1 protein-coding gene and 2 pseudogenes are annotated in these 1864 nt (G+C 62.9%); all 3 read right to left on the bottom strand.

Translation table 11 applies throughout. The annotated features are described in order from the left end of the window. A pseudogene (locus tag G3N98_RS39140) lies at positions 1–170 on the bottom strand (UTP--glucose-1-phosphate uridylyltransferase); the annotation flags it as partial. After that, positions 164–667, bottom strand: a pseudogene (locus G3N98_RS39135) (PAS domain-containing protein); the annotation flags it as partial. The pseudogenes G3N98_RS39140 and G3N98_RS39135, both read right to left, overlap by 7 nt. 413 nt (positions 668–1080) lie before the next feature. After that, on the bottom strand, positions 1081–1864 hold a 784-nt coding region (locus tag G3N98_RS39130), incomplete at its 5' end, for a methyl-accepting chemotaxis protein (RefSeq protein WP_241026298.1).

The following is a 1864-nucleotide window of genomic DNA, read 5'->3' as shown; positions in this document are numbered from 1 at the left end:
ACGCCGTACGAGCGGCTGTCCTCGCGCGGGATCGTCTCGACCCCGATCACCGAGCTGTGATAGTGGTCGAACACGTCGACGAGCTGCTTGAGCACCGGCTGTTCGCCGTGCAGCAGGTCGTCGGCGATAATCACCGCGAACGGCTCGCCGTTCACCAGCTTCTCCGCGCACGCACCGACATCGTCTGGAACAGCGACGTGAATCCGGCCACGCCCTTGCGGACGATCAGCCCCTTGTGAAAATGCCGGTTGCCGGCGTGCCCTTCACGGAATGCCTTGTAGAGCGCCTCCGCGGCCGCGATCTCGTCGCGCGTCGCCTTCGTGCGCACCGACATGTAGCCCTTCGGCTCGCCGTTGCGCATCACCGGAATCGCATTCGCGCGCACCCAGTAGTGATCGCCGTTCTTGCGGCGGTTCTTCACGAGCGCGGTCCACGGCTCGCCGCCCTTGAGCGTCGCCCACATGTCGGCGAACGCCTCCTTCGGCATGTCCGGATGCCGCACGACGTTGTGCGGCTGGCCTTCGATCTCTTCGGGGGAAAATCCGCTGACCTGGATGAAGGCCGCGTTCGCGTAGGTGATGTAGCTGTTCGCGTCGGTGGTCGACATCAGCGTCGCGTCATCGGGAAAATCGAATTCGCGTTGCGTGACGGGCTGGTTGTTGCGCATGGTGTGGAGCTCCGGGTAACGGATCTTGCGTCCGCTTGTCGATTGATTCGAGACCCGCGCATTGCGGTCTGTCCGCATGCACGTTGGTCTTACCCCTGCGCTTTCGGCCAATTCCACGAAAACATTATGGTGTATTCGGGTAAATATGCATTAGAAATACATGATCTTGTTTTTACCGAACAATTTGTTTATGGATAAACCAAACACCAGGCCAGGAAACGGTTTGACTGGTATTCGTCTGATCATTCAACGCCATTTACTCAATCGCGATTCAATGTATCAACATAAAATCTCGAATACGAATATTCGTCGATCAGCGCATTTTTGATTGGCTAAAAAATCCCTAACGCGCATTGCGCACGTCAATCATGCTGCATTGATCGGGCGCGCACATCGCGTGCGCGCCCCGACGATCACCGGAACACGTTCACCGCATCCACCAGCCGCGTCGCCTGCTGCTTCAGGCTCTCCGACGCCGCCGTGCTCTGCTCGACCAGCGCCGCGTTCTGCTGCGTGATGTTGTCCAGGTGCACGACTGCCTGGTCGACCTGCGCAACCCCCGTGCTCTGCTCGACCGTCGACGAGCTGATCTCCGCGATCAGGTCCGACACGCGCTTCACCTGCGCGACGATGTCCTCCATCGTCTTGCCCGCCTCGTCCACGCGCCGCGCGCCCGATTCGACGCGCTCGACGCTCGCGCCGATCAGCGTCTTGATCTCCTTCGCCGCGTTCGCGCTGCGCTGCGCGAGTGCCCGCACCTCGCCAGCGACCACCGCGAAGCCGCGCCCCTGCTCGCCCGCGCGTGCCGCTTCCACGGCCGCGTTCAGCGCAAGGATGTTGGTCTGGAACGCGATGCCGTCGATCACGCCGATGATGTCCGAGATCTTGCGCGAGCTGGCCGTGATGTCGCTCATCGTCGTGACGACCTCGCCCACCGCCTGCCCGCCGCGCCCGGCCGCCTCGCTCGCCGACATCGCGAGCCGGTTCGCCTGCAGCGCGGTCTCCGCGTTGCTGTCGACGGTCGCCGTCATCTCGGCCATCGACGCGGCCGTCTCCTGCACGCTCGACGCCGCCTGCTCGGTGCGCGCGCTCAGGTCGTTGTTGCCCTGCGCGATCTCGTTGCTCGCGCGCTGCACGTTCAGCACCTGCTCGCTGACGTCGTCGACGAGCCAGCGGAACATCAGCCCGAGCTGGTTG

The organism is Burkholderia sp. Tr-20390 (genome assembly GCF_017104595.1).
GTDB lineage: Bacteria > Pseudomonadota > Gammaproteobacteria > Burkholderiales > Burkholderiaceae > Burkholderia.
Note: the sequence above shows the minus strand (reverse complement) of the source record. Positions and strands in the feature narration are given on the sequence as shown.